Below are 15,587 nucleotides of genomic sequence, written 5' to 3'. Positions count from 1 at the left end.
TCGTCCCCCGCCTCAAGGAAGCCACCCCACAATGCTCGCCGAGTATGAGTACTTGCAGTGCGCACTTCGTGTGGTGACCATATCTATCCATCACGACCATGTATTTCTGCTGGAAATGCCGCAAACTCCAGCTGACATCATCCGATTTACACTCCCCGATGTGCTGATGACTGACTGATGCTGACAGCTGTCATCATTGCGGGCGCCTTCACGATCGCCATACGATTCGACTAACGCAACCATCCGCGATCCACCAGCACTGTGAGGCACCATGCCGGGTTCAGCCCACCAGTCCGACAGCCTCCTCACCCTCTCCCAGCTCGCTGCTCTCACCAATGTGGAACGTTCGACTCCGAGCAACTGGCGACGCCGCCACAAAGACGCCCCGAAGCCGGTCACCCGCGAGGGCGCCCACAATCGCTATCGCCGATCGGATTGGCAAGCATGGTTGGACACGCGCAAGATTCCCGGCGATCAGTTGGACCCGGATGAACCCTCGGGCACCACCTACGGACACCGACTTCGTCACAATCTCGCTGCGTCACAGGGGGTTTCGGAACCCAGGGACACCGCCCTCAACCCCATCGAGATACGGGCGCGGGTCGCCCAACTCGAACAGCACCGCCTGCGGCTGCGCGGTTACGGGGTGTCCGATCACCAATTCTACGAAGCGGCGATGCTGTCGACCTACACCTGGACGTGCGCCCCTGATCACTGGGACCGGATCAACACCGCGAACCATGTCCGGCGAATCGAACCGCGTCGGCTTGTCGACAACATGGCTCGCCACATCGACCAGGCCCTTCGCTGCCATGGCCTGCCCACCGGCGCGAAAGCCGTTCTCGCCACAATCGCCAAGGGCAGACTCGACGAGCTGACCAGACTTGTCAGCCTGTGCTCCGAGCTCGGCGCACGTGGTTTCGATCTTCTTTTCGAGCGTATGGCCCAGTTGGTAGTCAGGGACAGCAGTGACTACATCACACCCACGCCGTTGGCGAATCTGATGGCGGCGCTCGCAACACAGGGCCGGGTGTCCGGCACTGTGCTCGACCCCTACCTGCGTGGCGGTGAACTCCTCCACGCAGTTATGACCCGCGCGGCCGACAGCGGCGAAATGACCGCCCGAGGCGTCGGAGTGAACATGGGGATGGTGCGAGTGGCTGGTATGCAGTTGGCGGTACACGGCAACGCAGCAAACCTGCGCACCGGTGATACTGCCCCGTGGACGCATCCGATCGTAGACCATGTCGACACAGTGGTGGCGAACCCGAACTTCGGTCAGCGGTCACCCCGGAATCCCGCAGGGGGCGATGCGATGTGGCCGTTCGGCGAACCCCCGGCTCACAACGATAACTTCGCCTGGTTGCAGTACGCCCTGAACCGGCTCGGGCGGAACGGGCGTGCGGTCATCCTGCTGCCCGAGCTGACGGTCGCCTCGACCGACGCGCACGAGCGGCGGATTCGCGCCAACTTGATCGACCAGGGCGCGGTGGCCGCCCTGATATCGCTCCCCTCCGACATCTTCCCCATCGCCAGCGTCCCTGTGGTCATGTGGATACTTGAGCCGCCCCGTCCGATGGGCAACAGCCGTGTGCTGCTCATCGACGCCCGGACGATGAGACGGCGTGATCCCGGCGCACCCCACAGCACGCTGATCGAAATCGACCACATCGCAAAGGCTTTCGCGGCCAGAGAAGACTTTCATGTCGGCGAGTTTCGATCACTGCCACACGGCGGACACGCTGTTGCCGTGGACTCCGAGAGAATCCGCGACGTCGACTTCCGGCTGCACCCCGGCGACTTCGTCCGCCAAGCCCTCGAACGACGCCAGAGTCAGGAAAGAGAAGTCATCGAGCCGACACTCGGCAGGTTCGACCGAACACGCGGTGCGCTTGGCCAGCTGCTCGCGGCGGCCGACGCCGGTGCGGCGGTGATCTCCGCGCGCGAATGGACCGCTCGCACCTTGTCGGCAGCCTCGGCCCATCGCGCCGAAGCCCGGTTGAAGGACATGTGCGAGATAATCGCCGGACCGTCCCACTCGCGTCTGCAAGAGATTGAATTCCTCCATGAGGACGGAGGCGATGTCGACAAGCACGGAGTAGAGATGGTGATGCCGAAGCACCTTCGCGGACAGCGGATCATCCTCGATGACGCTCCCCTGTTGTCCGACCGTGACGCCGACATGCTGTCCAGATTCACGCTGCTACCCGCGGACATCCTCATCGTTCGCACCGGAGCGGTCACCGAACCCGCCATCGTGCGACCAAGCCACGAAGGTCGCGTGTTCAATACCAATCTGCTCCGAATCAGAAGCTGGAATCAGGATGAACTCGATCCCTGGTATCTGCTCGCAGTACTCTCGGCACCCCGCACCAGGTCGCGGCTACGGGAAGTGGCGCACCGCAAACGAATTCCCTCTATCAGCGCTCCAGAACTCGGTTCCCTGCCCCTTCCGGTGCCGCCCATCACCGAACAACGCACAATCGGAACGGTAGCTCGCGCGCTCAATGTGCAGCTGGCGGCTCTGCGTGCCGCCGCCGAAGCTGCTGAGGGCTTTCGAGACGTGGCCGTAGACCGACTGATCGCCGGAACCCTGGATGTCCGATGACGATGCCCAAGCCGAGCCCTGGGAGCGCCGGCACGATGACCCTCGCGACGGCGGCAGCCACGGCCAGCACGTGGGTTACGCCGCACGTCCTCTCGATCTGCCTGATAGCGCTGGCGGTCATCGCAGTGCTGTGTGCCACCCTGCTCCATGCGATCGCCGTCATCGTCCCGCAAAAATCGAATCACCGCCTCGCTCTCCTCAGCGAGGTCCTGAAGTACCGGCGCGACACCCGCCTCAACGAAACCAAAAGTAAGTCAGCACCATAGAGCCATCATCGGCCTGTAGTACCGCAAATCGCGTCGCATCAGTTCATGACTTGCACCGACAACGACGTTCACCTGTTTGGAGTCGAATGGAGCTACCTCGTCGGTCTCCGCACCGTCCAGCCGAACCGCCTTCGAAACTCGGCGAGTGGCCCGTCCAAAGCTGCTCGATCCGCGACCACGGGATAACGGTTCTCAATGCCCCGCACTGGCGGGCGAGGTTCGGCCCGGCAGCATCGACACAGTCAGTCGCGGTACGCAACCGTACGGGCTCTTCACCCAATGCCTCTGCGAGCCAGAACAATCCGCTGCGCACTTGAAGTGGTTGTAGAAGAATCGCGCATCTCTGCCCGGCTTTTGCGCCCGTAGTATCCTGGTCCGCCGTATTCGGACAATTAGCCGAGAAGGTGGTCTCGCAGGCTGTCTGTCCCATTGCGCTGCGCACCGTGGCGTTCACGTTCGTACTCATCGATGATTAATTAGCGGTCGGTAGATTCCGGACGATATCGCCCAATTTTGCTGCCGTCAGCGATCTTTCGCGGCTCACGCCCCTTGGTCTACCATGATTCTGCATGACGGGACCAGGTCGGTGCCCGCACCGACGGTCCTGGTGTAGGGGACGCGAGACGAAGGGTCTCCTGGCTTCGCCAGCACACCCGTGCCTCCGGAGAGGTGGGTTGGCCTTCCACTACACCGGCGGCGTAGGCGGTCAAGCCGGGTCTGGCCGGAAGCCGTTTTGGGTTGCGTCCGTCAGAGTGGTGTAGTAGTTGGCCGATCAAGCCATTACTGTCGAACGACACTGTCGCCTGACCGTGCAGCAGTCCCCAGCGCTGAGCAACCTGCGGATATGGGAGGCTCATTTCAAACGCATCGTCCTCAACGGTCACCAGGAGAAGGCACGGTGATAGCGAGTCATCGACCTGGTCTTCACCAACCGCGACAGCGGCATCTGGGATCCTCACAACATCAACCGCCTGTGGCGTCAAGCACGGGGCGAGAAGTTCGCCTGGGTCACCACCGAGGCCATCCGCAAGACGGTTGCGTCGCTCATCGCCGAGCAATACGGCCCCCAAGCCGCAGCTCGGCCACGCCAACGACTCGGTCACCAAACGCCACTACATCGACCAACCCACCGAAGCATCCGACTTCACCGCCGCTCTCGGCGGCCTCGCGCGCTGAAAACAGGCCGTTCTACCACCGAAAAGCAAAAACCAGGGTCGAACGGTAGCGTTCGCCCTGGTCACTGCTCCCCCATCTGGACTCGAACCAGAAACCTGCCGATTAACAGTCGGCTGCTCTGCCAATTGAGCTATAGGGGACTATCCTCGGTCCGTCTGTGCTAGGCGGGCCGAGGAGAAACTTTAGCGTATGGGCGGGCGCCCGCCCAAATCGCGTCGCTACCTGCTGACATGTGGGGTGGGGTCGAGGGTTGCGGTGGCGGCGCGGTGGTCGCTGCCGGGGGTGTGGTGGACGGTGGCGGCGCGGGGGGTGAAGCCGCGGGTGAGGATGTGGTCGGGGCGGGTGAGGGGGAAGTCGGCGGGCCAGGTGAAGCCGAGGCCGCTGCGGACGTCGTGCAGGGCGAGGGCGGAGAGTTGGGGGTCGGTGGAGGCGGTGTTGAGGTCGCCGAGGACGAGGAGTCGGTCGGCGGGGTCGCGGTGGACGAGGTCGGTGAGGGTGCTCAGGGTGTGGTTGCGTGCGTCGGTGTCGTTGAAGCGGATGGAGCCGAGGTGGACGGCGTAGACGGTGACGTTGCCGGTGGGGGTTTCGAGGGTGGCGCGTAGGGCGCGGGCCCAGCCTTGGCCTAGGTCGAGGCGTTCGATGTCGGACAGCGGGTAGCGGCTCCACAGGCCGACGGTGCCGACGGTCGCGACGTGGGGGTGGTGTGGGTCCAGGGCCGCTGCTACGGCGGTTCGGTTGCGGTCGGTGAGTTCCTGTACCGAAATCACTGCGGCGTCGGTCAATTCGTCTGCTGTGCCGTTGGCACCGAGGTTCTGGGTGGCGACACGCAACGCGTCGGGGGACGGCTCGCCGTGTGGGCGGTCGACGAGTTCGGGGACGAAGATCACTGTCCAAGCCAGGATCGGTGCCAGGACGGCGACGAGGCCCACCTTGGAGGCCGCGCAGAGGGCGACGAGGGCGAGCAGCAGCGTCGGGACGATCAGCCAGGGCAGAAAACTGCTGACGAGCTGGCGAAACCCGCCGGTCTCGGGCAGTAATCGAGGGGCCACGAGCAGAGCGGCGAGCAGTGCGGCGGCCGACGCCAGGGTGATGTCTCGAAAGGTTCCGTGCGGCATACCGGCAACGATGGACGCGGCAGATGAGAGGTTCATGAAACCGGTTCGCGTTCCACCGTTCTCACCTGGAAGTAACGGTACGGCCGCTATCGGGGGCGAGAATGAACACAAAGCGCTGAGCGCGTGGTGAATTGGGAACTCCTTGGCAACCCCGCTGAGCAGAGGAACGAGGTGGCCGTCATGAACGAATTCGCATGCGGCGATTGCTGGCGTCGCGAGAATCTGACCTTCCGAGAACTGCTGGATCCGGCGCACATCCGCCGCGGCCAGCGACAGCTGTGTGACGAGCATCGGGCCAAGCGAGAGGAACTCGCCGCCTGAGCATCTGCCCTCCCAGCCCTAGCCGGATCGACAGGGCCACCGGCCGTCGGGCAGGATAGAGCCGCGAACAGGCAACTGGGAGGAGCACATCGAGATGCTGCGGTTGATCATCGGCGTGGCGGCCGGGTATGTACTCGGCAGCAAGGCCGGGCGGGCTCGCTACGAGCAGATCAGCGCGGCGACCCGGGCCCTCTCGGAGAGCCCGGTGACCCGCAAGCTGGTACTCGTCGGCAGGCAGAAGCTGTCGGACAAGCTCAGCACGAAACCGCGGCTGGAACCGATGGAGCCGCTGGACGAGCGCACCACCATCCTTGTACCGCAGGATCAACTGCGCCGTTGACGACGGATCGATCGGGTGATCTGATCCGTCGCCACCAATACTGAGGCCGATCCGACTGCGCTGGGTTTGTTCTCAAGCCCCGGTAGCGAAGTCGTCGTGGTTGCCCATCGCCTGCGTCAACAGGCTCTTGCGGTACTGCTCCAGCGCCACCAAATCCCCGAACAGCGCCATGTAGGCATCCGGCTGCTCGGTGGAGGACACCCGCTGCAGCTTCGACTTGAGCTCGGCGATCTGCCGCCCTACCCACGCCTCCTGCGTGCGCGCCAGCACACCGGCGACGAAACGTGGGATGCCGGCCGCGTTCTTCACCGGCAGCGGCTCGTTGGCCAGCTCGGACAGCAGTGCGCGCATGGTCAGATCGTCGGTGCGGTCCGCAACTGCGTTGACCCACTCCGCACCACCGAGCCCGGCCGAGGTGCCACCCACTTCGGCGATCAGCAGCCGAACCGCCGCATAGGCGGGATGGGTGAAGGCGTCGGCCTCCAGCGAGTCGAACACCGACCCGGCCATCGCCGGATACTGCAACGCCGCGGCGAGCACCTGCCGTTGCGGCATGAGCGTCGGATCGTTCGGATTGGGCCGTGCGGCAGGATGTTCGGCGACCACCTCGGTCTGTCGCGCGGGCGGCATCTGTCGCCCACCGGCGCTGCCGCCGCCGGTGCGGTTGCGCTTGGCTTCGTCACCGACTCGGCGGACCACGGTCTGGATGTCGTCCCAGCCGACCCACCCGGCCAGCTTCGTCGCGTACGCCTTACGCAGCGCGTTGTCCTTGATCTGCGCGACCACGGGGATCGCCCGGCGCAACGCCTCCACCTGGCCCTCTGCGGTGTCCAGGTTGTGGTCGGCGAGCAGCCCGCGAATCACGAACTCGTACAACGGAGTACGACGCGCGACCAGGTCGCGGACGGCACCGTCACCGGATTGCTGGCGTAGCTCACACGGGTCCTGACCGTCGGGCGCCACCGCGATGTAGGTCTGCCCGGCCAGCTTCTGGTCGCCCGCAAAGGCTTTCAGCGCCGCCGCCTGGCCCGCCGCGTCACCGTCGAAGGTGTAGATGATCTCGCCGCGCCAGAAGTTGTCGTCGAGCAGCAGCCTGCGCAGCAGCGCGAGGTGCTCGTCACCGAACGCGGTACCGCAGGAGGCGACGGCGGTTTTCACGCCGGCCAGGTGCATGGCCATCACGTCGGTGTAGCCCTCGACCACGACGGCTTGGTGGCCCTTGGCGATGTCGCGCTTGGCGAGATCGAGGCCGAACAGCACCTGGGACTTCTTGTACAGGATCGTTTCCGGGGTGTTGATGTATTTACCCGGCATGGTGTCGTCGTCGAAGAGCTTGCGCGCGCCGAAACCGATGACGTCGCCGCCGAGGTTGCGGATCGGCCAGAGCAGTCGACGGTGGAACCGGTCGATCGGGCCGCGCTGGCCCTGCCTCGACAGGCCCGCGCCCTCCAGCTCCTTGAACTCGAAACCCTTGCGCAGCAGATGTTTGGTCAGCGTGTCCCAGCCCGCGGGCGCGTAACCACAGCCGAACTGCTGGGCCGCGGCGGCATCGAAATTGCGGTCGGTGAGGAACTTGCGCGCCGTCTCGGCTTCCGGCTCGCGCAGCTGGGCCATGTAGAACTCGTGCGCGGCGGCATTGGCGGCGACCAACCGGGAACGGGTGCCCCGGTCACGCTGCACCGAGGTGCCGCCACCCTCGTAGTTGATCTGGTAACCGATCCGGTCGGCCATCTGCTCGACCGCTTCGACGAAGCCGACATGATCGATCTTCTGCAGGAACGCGAAGACGTCGCCGCCTTCACCGCAGCCGAAGCAGTGGAAGAGGCCATGATTGGGGCGCACATGAAACGACGGCGACTTCTCGTCGTGAAACGGGCACAACCCCTTCATGGAGTCCGCGCCCGCGCGCTTCAGCGCGACGTATTCCCCCACAATGTCTTCGATGCGGACGCGGTCACGTATCGCCGCGATATCGCGATCTGGGAGTCGTCCGGCCACGGCAGTGAGCGTACCCGCCGAGGGGCGCCTTCTTCACCCTTGGCTCCGGCTCGACAGCCGCTCCGACGACGCGACCTGGCAGAAGATGGCAGTAGCACCCGAACTGGACCGACGCGGCGGCGCGAGTTCCTGCTCCTCCGCCCGAGCGCCAGGTCGTGCTCGTCACACCGACCGAGGCAGGGCAGGCAGCGCGCTCGTCACGACGCAGTGACTGAGGACACCAGCGGCGTCTCGAAGAACCGAGCCGTCTCCCGCGCGGCGCACCATCCTCATCACACTGACCGATGGCACCGATCGCTGAGGGTACGCGCGCCGCGAGCACCGGATCGTGTGCGACGCCGCCACCCGTTCGAGTCTGCTCTCCGTAACTGATGACCGATCACTGACGCAGCGACGCCGCCACCCGCTCCAGCCTGCTCTCCGTGTACGACGCGATCTGGTCCACGATCACCCGAACCCGCGCGGTGTCGTCGCCGGCCGCCTCCCACCATGGCAGCAACAGCGGTTCGAGGCTGCGCGGCGCTTCGCGGAGCAGCCCCTGGGCGACCGCGTGGATGCGCTCGCGTTGAGCTTCTTGGCGAAGTCTGTGATCGGGGTCGGACATGACATAACGAAGGGCGACGGTTTTCAGCACCGCCACCTCGGCAGCGACCACCTGCGGAACCTCGAGGTCCGCACCGTACCGGGAGAGGGCAGTACTGCCGGCGGTCTCTCGGGTGGCAGAGATCGCGGCAGTGGCGAACCGGCCGACCAGTTCACTGGTAAGTCGTTTGAGCGCAACCGAACTGGCGAGGGTCCCGTCGTAATCGGTAACCGCAGCGACGACCGGCAACTCGGAAAGCCGCTGCGCCGCGGCGACGAGTTCGTCCGCTGACAGCGAGTAATGCTTGTGCCGACCGAGGCTGGCCAGCGCCTCCTGCTCGATCGGGTCGGCCAGCGCGCGCAGGTCGATACGGCCCGCGATCACACCGTCCTCGACGTCGTGCACCGAATACGCGACGTCGTCGGACCAGTCCATGATCTGGCATTCCAGGCTGCGACGGCGATCGGGCGCGCCTTTACGTATCCAGTCCAGACGGTCGGTGTCGATGTCGTAGGCTCCGAATTTGGTGCCGGGACCTGTTCTGCCCCATGGGTATTTGAGGGCAGCATCGAGGGCAGCACGAGTCAGGTTGAGACCAGCGCTCGCCCCGTCGGCGTCGAGCACCTTGGGTTCGAGACGGGTGAGAATGCGCAGGTTCTGCGCGTTGCCTTCAAAACCACCATGCGCGTCGGCGAAGACATCCAGGGCTTTCTCGCCGTTGTGCCCGTACGGCGGATGCCCGATGTCGTGCGCCAGCCCGGCCAAATCGACCAGATCGGCATCACACCCGAGACCGTCGGCGATGCTCCGGCCGATTTGAGCGACCTCGATCGAATGGGTGAGCCGGGTACGCGGGGTGTCACCATCGCGCGGACCCATGACCTGAGTCTTGTCGGCGAGACGACGCAGCGCCGCCGAGTGCAGCACTCTGGCCCGGTCCCGAGCGAACTCGGTGCGATGACCGGTCTCGAATTCACTGCGCGGCGGGCCGAGTCCCGCGGTTTTCGCGCGCTCGACAACTAGCCGTTCGCAATCGTGCTCGGTGTAACCGTCCACTACTGCCCTGCCGTATATCGGAAGTCCGCCGCGAAATGGGTGAGCTGGTACCAGAGCAAAGCGCCTGTCTCCCTGGCGATTCCGTGCGCCTGCGACTCACGGGTGTACACTGCGGGCCCGGTCCTGGTCGGCGCGGTCCAGGCGTCCAAGCCCTCGTCGCGGGCCATGGTGCGGGTGCGTAACGAGTGCCACGGATCGCTCACCAGCACCGCGGAGTCCATGTCGCGGGCCTGCATGGCCGTCGCGACCGCCTCGACGCTGCGCAAGGTGTCCGAACCGGTCTCCACGGCCAGGATCTTGTCGCTCGGCACGCCCCGCGATTGCAGATAGTTCTTGCCGGACGCCGCCTCGGTGTACAGATCGCCCTCCTGCTTACCGCCTACCGTGATCACCCGCGGCGCCACGCCGAGCCGGAACAGGCGATAAGCCTGATCGAGTCGCGCCTCGAACACCGAGGAGGGAGTGCCGGAGTATTGCGCGGCACCGAGCACCACGATGGCGTCGGCCGTCGCATAGTCATCGATGCGCGCCACCTGCCACACCCGGAACGCCGTCCCGCCGACCAGCACCAGTCCCATCAACACCGACCCGACGATCAACCGCCGAACCCACCGCAGCACCCCCGCGCCTTTGCCTCGCGGCAGCACGGGGTCGGGCACCGAATCGGCTCGAGCGCGCATCGTTGGCGAATCCACTCCCCAAGTCTGCCAGTACGTGTGCTTCGCCCGCGTTTTTCGCCGATCTACCAGCCGCGTTCCCGCCACTCGGACAGGTGCGGGCGCTCGGTGCCGAGGGTGGTGTCGTCGCCGTGGCCTGGGTAGACGACGGTGTCGTCGGGGTAGCGGGCGAAGAGTTTGGTGGTGACGTCGTGGTAGAGGCTGTCGAAGTCGGCCGGACCGCTGGTGCGGCCGAGTCCGCCGGGGAACAGCGAATCGCCGGTGAACAGGTGGACCTGGCCGGCGCCGTCGGTGAGGGCGAGGGTCACCGAGCCCGGAGTGTGCCCGCGCAGGTGTATGACCTCGAAGGTGAGGTCGCCGATGGCGAGGTGGTCGCCGTCGGCCAGTAGCCGGGCGGGGCGGACCGGGAGTGGGTCGGCGTCGAGTTGATGGGCGGCGGTGGGCGCACCGGTCGCGGCCGTGGTCTGCTTCAGCGCCTGCCAGTGGTCCGGATGCTGGTGCGTCGTCACGATCAGGGCGATCTGGCCGGGCGCGACGTGGTCGATGAGCGCCTCGACCCGCTCGGGATCGTTCGCGGCATCGATGAGCAGCGCGGCGCCGGTGGCCGTGCACTGCACCAGATAACAGTTGTTGTCCATGCCGCCGACGGACATCTTGACGACGCGGGCACCCGGCACGTCCCGCTGCTGCGGATCGGCACCCGGCGACACATGGCCGGTATACGGGCGATCGATGGTGATCACATCGTCGATGCTATCGACCGTCCCTGTCCCCTGCCATCCGCGAGCCCTGGGTGTTCATCAACGGCACATGGCTGCGGCATCTCGCGAGTAAAGCTCACCACCATGTGCCGATGAGCCGCGCCGGAACTTCCGGTTGTGGCGTTCACCAGCGGCCCAACGGCTGGGCCACGCGATAGATTCGTGCCATGCCGCTTCCGAATCGTGTTGCCCGCTGGACCTCCCGGATGGTGCTCGGCACGCTACTCGCCGGGACCGTGCTGCTGGGTGCACCGACGGGGTCGGCCGAGGCACCGCTGCGCATGGACACCTACGTCGTCGACTCGGCGCAGGCGCTGAACGGCGGTCAGCTCGACCGGGTGCAGTCGGCGGTCGACGAGCTGTATGCCGATCAGCAGGTCCGGCTGTGGGTGGTTTACGTGCGCGATTTCGGCGGGCTCGGGCCGGAGGCGTGGGCGCAGCGCACGGCCGCGGAGTCCGGGTTCGGCAGCCGCGATCTGCTGCTCGCGGTCGCCACCAAGGATCGCGCGTACTGGTTCTACGGGGAATTGCCCAGTGGCGTCAGCGATTCCGAGTTGAACAGCCTGCTGACGCGCCAGGTGGAGCCTGCGCTGCGCGACGGCCGGTGGGCCGATGCGGGCGTCGAGACGGCGGACGGACTGAAGACAGCCAGGCAGGGCGGCGGCGTGCATGTTGGCTTCCTGCTCGTCATCGCCGCGCTGCTGGTGCTCGTGGTGGGCGGGCTGGTGTTGTTCTCCCGCAAGCGACGTCGTGACCGGGCAAAGGGTGAACTCGCGGCCGCGCGGCAGGTGGACCCCGGTGACACCACCGCACTCGCCGCCCTCCCGCTGGAGGCACTGCACGCACGTTCGCGGGAGGCACTCGTCGAGATCGATAACGCGATCCGCACCAGCGCCGAGGAACTGGAGCTGGCGACCGGTGAGTTCGGCGCCACCGCCGCTCTCCCCTTCCAGACCGCCCTCGATCACGCGAAAGCCGCAGCCGCCAAAGCCTTCTCGATCCGGCAGCGGCTCGATGACGACATTCCGGAGACCCCGGACGAACAGCGCACGTTGCTGGTCGACCTGATCGGCACCGTCGGGCGCGCCGATCGCGAACTCGACTCCCAGGTCGCCGAGTTCGACGCCATGCGCAACCTGCTCATCAATGCCACCGACCGATTGGACGGGCTGACAAGGGATCTGGTCGAGCTGAAGAGCCGCGTGCCCGCCGCCGAGGCGGAGTTGTCCCGGCTCACCGCCGCGCACCCGGCCAGCGTCCTCGCCCCGATCCACGACAACGCGACCATGGCCGGCGAACGAATCAACTTCGCGGAGCAGAACATCGACGCGGGTCGTGCGGCGCTCACCCAGCCGGTGGGCAAGCAGGGTGGCGCGGTCGCCGCGATCCGCTCGGCGGAGGCGGCGGTCGGCCAGGCCCGCACCCTGCTCGACGGCATCGACAACGCGTCCGCCAACATCCAGCAGGCCCGCGACGGCCTGCCCGCGGTGCTGGACGAGTTGCGCCGCGATATCGCCTCCGCCACCGAGCTTTCCGGCTACGGCGGCCCGGACCTGGCCGCCGCGACGGCCAGCGCGCAGACCACGTTGGACGAGGCCGAGGCCACCGCGAACGCCAACCCGCTCGACGCCTTCCACGACGCGGTCGCCGCCGACGGCGAGCTGGACCGCGCCATCGCGGCGGCCACCGACCGCAAACTCGCCGCCGAGGACCTACGGCGCAGGCTCGACCAGGCGCTGACAGCTGCTGGTTCCCGAGTGAGCGCCGCGTCGGACTACATCACCACCCGGCGCGGCGGCATCGACGCCGAGGCCCGCACCCGGCTGTCCGAGGCGCAACGCAATCTCGATGCGGCACACCAGCTCAGCGCGACCGATCCCGCGCGGGCCCTGATCAGCGCCCAGGCCGCCGCCGACCTCGGCGGACGCGCATTGCAGGCCGCCCAGGCCAGCGTGCAAGCCTGGGAAACGCGCCAGCCTATGTCGGGTTCCTCGCATGCCGGGGCGGTGCTCGGCGGCATCCTCATCGACGGATTGCTGCGCGGCGCGGCCAGTGGCGGCCGCCGATCCGGTTCGAGTGGCTGGAGCACGGGCTCATACGGCGGCTCGTCGGGTTCGCGGCGGATCAGCCAGGGCGGGCGGTTCTGACCGCTTGACCCTGACACGGTGTGAGGTCATAGACCAGGAGTCGTTATGTTCACCATCGGAGACTTCGCCAGGCACGGACAGGTGTCGGTACGCATGCTGCGTCACTACGACGCGATCGGGCTGTTGCGCCCGGATCGGGTCGACGAGCACAACGGCTACCGCTTCTACTCCGGCGGACAGCTGGCCCGGCTCAATCGCCTTGTCGCACTGAAGGATCTCGGCTTCACGCTGGAGCAGGTCGGCCAGATCCTGGACGACCAGGTGAGCGGCGCGGAACTGCGCGGCATGCTCACGCTGCGCCGCGCCGAGCTCGAGCAGCGCATCGCGGGCGATCGCGCCAGACTCTTCCAGGTCGAGACGAGGCTCCGCATCATCGAGAAAGAGGGCGTCATGCCTGTCCATGATGTGATGATCAAATCCCTGCCTGCGGTTCGGGTTGCCGAATTGTCCGCTGTCGCCGACGATTTCGAGCCGAGCTCGATCGGGCCGGTGATCGGGCCGCTGTTCGAGGACATCTGCGCGCGGCTGGAGAAAGCTGGTGTGCCGATCGTCGGATGCGGGATCGCGTACTACGAGCACCGCGACGACGGCAAAGTGCTCGCACACGCCGCGATGCCGGTCGACGTCGACCCCGACGAGGCGCACGATTTCACCGTCATCGATCTGCCCGCCGTCCCGCAGGCCGCCACGGTCGTCCATCGCGGCAGCATGAACGAGGTGCTGGGACCGTGGCAGACGCTGGGGCGCTGGGTCGAGGACAACGGCTACCGGCTCAGCGGGCCCAGCCGCGAGGTGACGCTGGTCTACACCGAAGACTCGAGCGGCTGGGTCACCGAACTACAGGAACCCATCGTCGCGAAGTAGGCCGCGGCGTACTACCTCGGTTGCTCAGACCTGAACAGTGACCGTATGGAATCCGGACGGGCCGGTGGGGAACGACGGGCGATGACGCCCCTCCTGAACCTCACCGGACCGGCTGATCGTCCTCGCCTGCACGCGGTGCTCGCCCGGCGGTAGTTCCACCGTCGTGCGCCAGCGACGCCATGCGGCCGGAGCGAGCTCGGCGCCGAGATCGGCTGGGCGCCAATCACCTTCGCCGACCCGCACCTCCACCCCCGCGACACCGTGCGGCGGCGCCCACGCGACCCCGGCCACAGTGGTGGTACCCGCGGCGGAACGGCCCGGTGCGGTCACGTCGATGCGGGCCTGCGGCGTCACCCACAGCGGGCCGGATGGCCAGCCGCGCCGCCACCAGTAGTCGACGTGGTTGTCATCGGTAAGTTCCAGTTCGCCAAGCCATTTCACGCCGGTGTACTGGCCGTAGAGGCCGGGGACGAAGACGCGGGCCGGGAAACCGTGTGCCGGGGTGAGTGGTTCACCGTTCATGCCGATCACCACATAGCCGGGCCATTCCCCGGAACGCAGGGGCTCGATCGGCAGCGAGATCGAATAACCGTCCACTGCTCTGGTTACCAGCCGGGTCGCATCGGATTCCGGGATGGCATGCTTCAGCAGATCCGACAGCGGCACCCCGTACCAGCGCCCGTTGGCCGCGCGGCCGTCCCCGGCATGGTTGTGCACGCATACCATGACTGCGTCGAATTCCACCGCATCCTCGGCCAATTCGTGCAGCGACAACCGCAGCGGGTGCGCCACTTTGCCTTTGACCGAGAGCCGCCAGTGGCTCGGATCGACCCGCGGCGCACGCAGATTCACGTCGGCGACATACATTCGGCGCGCGGCGGTGACCAGAGGCGACAGTCCGGGCTCGTCTTCCAGACCGTCCTGCGGCACCACACCAAGCGCACCCATCGGGCCTATTCGGCGAATCTCGTTGTCGTGCTTGCGGTCCAGATCGTGCTGCAAGGTATGCGCAGCCGCGAACATTCCGGCGCCGGTCGCCGCCCAGGCCAGCGTGCCGAGCACGCCGCGCGGTCGCCTGCGCAGACCGGCGGCGAGCACTCCGGTAGCGGCGACGGCACCGGCGACGGCGGACGTCGAACGCGTCGGCAACCGCATGGCCAACGCGCCCGCACCCACGCCGAGCGCAGTGGCCGCGGGTGTCCGCAACCGTTCGGGCAGGGCACCGAGCCCGACGACGGCCGCGATCACCCCCGCACCGATACCGGACCGCGTAATGATCTTGTCGTGCCTGCCGGACATAGCCACCGTGGTCTCGACGACCGGTACCGGAGCGACATCGATGGCCGCCCGCCCCAGCGTGTCGATCAGCGAGCCGCCCCTGGTCGCCGCGATCGCCTCGCCGACCCCCAGCGCCGCCACGCCCACCGCGGCCGCCGCCACCCGTCCGCCGCGTTTCCGGTCTCCGTTTGTCACCACCGCCGGCACACCCGCTTCCGCCTATCGTCCGCTGTCACCCAGCATTCTGCCCGACCAGCGCCATCGGCCAGCCGGTTTCCCCCGCAGCACGGCCAGGTCGACGCGCGGCGCACGGCCGCCGAGCAGCTGGATTCACCTGCCGCTGTAGTCGACCAGCCCAGACGCCGGTGCCGATGCGGTGGCGCAGAATCCGATCCGA

13 protein-coding genes and 1 tRNA gene are annotated in these 15,587 nt (G+C 66.7%); 7 read left to right on the top strand and 7 right to left on the bottom strand.

Annotated elements, in window-relative coordinates; translation table 11 throughout:
• Positions 1-271: 271 nt before the first annotated feature.
• From NN4_RS26140 to NN4_RS45175, 3 genes are all read left to right on the top strand, one after another.
• A complete protein-coding gene (locus tag NN4_RS26140) occupies positions 272-2,608 on the top strand; it encodes an N-6 DNA methylase (protein ID WP_147136656.1) in 2,337 nt (778 codons plus the stop codon).
• A complete protein-coding gene (locus NN4_RS26135) occupies positions 2,605-2,874 on the top strand; it encodes a hypothetical protein (RefSeq protein ID WP_147136653.1) in 270 nt (89 codons plus the stop codon). Before NN4_RS26140 ends, NN4_RS26135 begins: the two co-directional genes overlap by 4 nt.
• A gap of 1,035 nt (positions 2,875-3,909) precedes the next feature.
• Positions 3,910-4,050: a hypothetical protein gene (locus tag NN4_RS45175; RefSeq protein ID WP_186818642.1), complete on the top strand. Its 141-nt coding sequence runs from the start codon at positions 3,910-3,912 to the stop codon at positions 4,048-4,050.
• Positions 4,051-4,117: 67 nt separating this feature from the next.
• Here the strand turns inward: NN4_RS45175 and NN4_RS26130 are convergent.
• Positions 4,118-4,190 (bottom strand) — tRNA-Asn (locus NN4_RS26130).
• A gap of 78 nt (positions 4,191-4,268) precedes the next feature.
• On the bottom strand, positions 4,269-5,165 hold the full coding sequence (locus NN4_RS26125) for an endonuclease/exonuclease/phosphatase family protein (protein WP_186818641.1): 897 nt from the start codon (positions 5,163-5,165) through the stop codon (positions 4,269-4,271).
• A gap of 180 nt (positions 5,166-5,345) precedes the next feature.
• On the opposite strand from NN4_RS26125, the gene NN4_RS45170 reads away from it, so the two are divergent.
• Entirely contained in the window at positions 5,346-5,486 is a 141-nt protein-coding gene (locus NN4_RS45170) for a hypothetical protein (protein WP_186818640.1), read from the top strand.
• Positions 5,487-5,580: 94 nt separating this feature from the next.
• On the top strand, positions 5,581-5,826 hold the full coding sequence (locus tag NN4_RS26120; protein WP_107654933.1) for a hypothetical protein: 246 nt from the start codon (positions 5,581-5,583) through the stop codon (positions 5,824-5,826).
• A gap of 72 nt (positions 5,827-5,898) precedes the next feature.
• Here the strand turns inward: NN4_RS26120 and dnaG are convergent, their stop codons facing one another.
• The 4 genes from dnaG to NN4_RS26100 form a co-directional block, all read right to left on the bottom strand.
• Positions 5,899-7,824, bottom strand: a complete 1,926-nt coding sequence (gene dnaG / locus NN4_RS26115) for a DNA primase (protein WP_147136646.1) — start codon at positions 7,822-7,824, stop codon at positions 5,899-5,901.
• A gap of 379 nt (positions 7,825-8,203) precedes the next feature.
• Positions 8,204-9,463 (bottom strand): deoxyguanosinetriphosphate triphosphohydrolase, encoded by a 1,260-nt coding sequence (locus NN4_RS26110; protein ID WP_147136642.1) that lies wholly within the window; start codon positions 9,461-9,463, stop codon positions 8,204-8,206.
• A complete protein-coding gene (locus NN4_RS26105) occupies positions 9,463-10,143 on the bottom strand; it encodes a YdcF family protein (protein WP_147136639.1) in 681 nt (226 codons plus the stop codon). The genes NN4_RS26110 and NN4_RS26105 overlap by 1 nt, the downstream gene beginning before the upstream one ends.
• A 62-nt stretch (positions 10,144-10,205) precedes the next feature.
• Complete coding sequence (locus NN4_RS26100) at positions 10,206-10,883, bottom strand: MBL fold metallo-hydrolase (RefSeq protein WP_147136636.1); 678 nt, start codon at positions 10,881-10,883, stop codon at positions 10,206-10,208.
• Between the two features lie 185 nt (positions 10,884-11,068).
• On the opposite strand from NN4_RS26100, the gene NN4_RS26095 reads away from it, so the two are divergent.
• Both NN4_RS26095 and NN4_RS26090 read left to right on the top strand, forming a co-directional pair.
• A complete protein-coding gene (locus NN4_RS26095; protein WP_147136633.1) occupies positions 11,069-13,048 on the top strand; it encodes a TPM domain-containing protein in 1,980 nt (659 codons plus the stop codon).
• A gap of 45 nt (positions 13,049-13,093) precedes the next feature.
• Positions 13,094-13,912, top strand: coding sequence for a MerR family transcriptional regulator (locus NN4_RS26090; RefSeq protein WP_147136630.1), 819 nt, complete (start codon positions 13,094-13,096; stop codon positions 13,910-13,912).
• A 24-nt stretch (positions 13,913-13,936) separates the two neighbouring features.
• Here the strand turns inward: NN4_RS26090 and NN4_RS26085 are convergent, their stop codons facing one another.
• A complete protein-coding gene (locus NN4_RS26085; RefSeq protein ID WP_147136627.1) occupies positions 13,937-15,388 on the bottom strand; it encodes a molybdopterin-dependent oxidoreductase in 1,452 nt (483 codons plus the stop codon).
• Positions 15,389-15,587: the final 199 nt, after the last annotated feature.

Origin of the sequence: Nocardia ninae NBRC 108245, from assembly GCF_007990755.1 — a bacterium.
Lineage (GTDB): Bacteria > Actinomycetota > Actinomycetes > Mycobacteriales > Mycobacteriaceae > Nocardia > Nocardia ninae.
This window is presented reverse-complemented; position numbering and strand designations above follow the sequence as displayed.

What these genes read in the sequence shown, in the direction of transcription:
- NN4_RS26095 (WP_147136633.1), top strand. Translation starts at nt 11,069, where the DNA reads ATGCCGCTTCCGAATCGTGTTGCCCGCTGGACCTCCCGGATGGTGCTC.
- NN4_RS45170 (WP_186818640.1), top strand. Translation starts at nt 5,346, where the DNA reads ATGAACGAATTCGCATGCGGCGATTGCTGGCGTCGCGAGAATCTGACC.
- NN4_RS26090 (WP_147136630.1), top strand. Translation starts at nt 13,094, where the DNA reads ATGTTCACCATCGGAGACTTCGCCAGGCACGGACAGGTGTCGGTACGC.
- NN4_RS26135 (WP_147136653.1), top strand. Translation starts at nt 2,605, where the DNA reads ATGACGATGCCCAAGCCGAGCCCTGGGAGCGCCGGCACGATGACCCTC.
- NN4_RS26105 (WP_147136639.1), bottom strand. Translation starts at nt 10,143, where the DNA reads ATGCGCGCTCGAGCCGATTCGGTGCCCGACCCCGTGCTGCCGCGAGGC.
- NN4_RS26140 (WP_147136656.1), top strand. Translation starts at nt 272, where the DNA reads ATGCCGGGTTCAGCCCACCAGTCCGACAGCCTCCTCACCCTCTCCCAG.
- NN4_RS26120 (WP_107654933.1), top strand. Translation starts at nt 5,581, where the DNA reads ATGCTGCGGTTGATCATCGGCGTGGCGGCCGGGTATGTACTCGGCAGC.
- NN4_RS26125 (WP_186818641.1), bottom strand. Translation starts at nt 5,165, where the DNA reads ATGCCGCACGGAACCTTTCGAGACATCACCCTGGCGTCGGCCGCCGCA.